The organism is Mucilaginibacter sp. P4_G9 (assembly GCF_056400985.1).
Map to the genome: position 1 here is coordinate 1 of NZ_JBFUKF010000815.1, position 1,038 is coordinate 1,038.

2 protein-coding genes are annotated in these 1,038 nt (G+C 42.2%); both read right to left on the minus strand.

Annotated features, from left to right (window positions below; translation table 11 throughout):
- Window positions 1-617, minus strand: a 617-nt coding sequence (locus AC1DPZ_RS27840) for a PorP/SprF family type IX secretion system membrane protein (protein ID WP_477409642.1), incomplete at its 3' end; no start/stop codon positions are given.
- Between the two features lie 48 nt (window positions 618-665).
- On the minus strand, window positions 666-1,038 hold a 373-nt coding region (locus AC1DPZ_RS27845), incomplete at its 5' end, for a hypothetical protein (RefSeq protein WP_477409644.1).

Below are 1,038 nucleotides of genomic sequence, written 5' to 3' on the forward strand. Positions count from 1 at the left end.
TCCTGGTTCAAATCCCAGCGATAACTTATATGCGCCGTACCTCGCATGGGCAATTTAGCCGGTGTTCCGGTGAATGATTCATTAGGGCGGTTAATATGCTGCAGGGCGCCGCCAATATTAAAATCACTTAAAGCCAGATTTATACCAGCTCCGGCATCAAAATAAAACCTATTGTCAAATACCGGAGGTTCCGCACCTGTTCCTAAACCGGGGATATATCCCAATCTTGGATCTATCTGATCACTAAATACCAGTTTACCCCAGTTAACAGTTCGATTGGTAATTCCGGCTTGTAAACCAAATGATAAAACAAAATCGTCTGATCCGACACTATATGAATAAATACCTGCTATATTATTTTTAGTCAATGCTGCTGTGCCCTCATTGCCCCGGGTAAATATAAGACCTATACCACCACCAAATTGAGGGATATTATAATCAACCGATGCCGTAAGGTAATTGAACCCTCCAGGTACCGAAGTATATTGATTACGATAGATAAGATTCATACGCAGATCGCCCTTGAACTGCCCGTTCAACGCGGGGTTAAGATATACCGGAGAATTGAAAAACTGCGAATACATGTGATCCTGGGCATTAGATAATGAAACACACATGAGCATCATAATCAATAAAATAAATCTCCTGTACAAAGTATRCATTAACTATCTTATTAAATGAATTGAACCCGTTCGTCTGGGTAATGAATTATTATATGACATGCCTTTCCATTCGCTGCCATTTATAAATGTTGCCGAGGCCTGCCATATATAAACCCCCTGCTGTACCGGCATACCTTTAAAAGTACCATCCCAACCATCGCCATCAACAGGGGTTCCTTTAGGATCTGTTAATTTACTGGTTTCCCATAGCAGCTGCCCGAAGCCGTTAAACACTTGCAGGTGCCATTGTTTAATCCCCGATCCTTTTCCACTAAATTTCCTCAACTCTGTAGTGCCGCTGGTGGGCATAAAGGCATTTGGCAAATACAATTCGCCGGGTACGCCGGTTATACGCACATAATGAACCATACTGCTA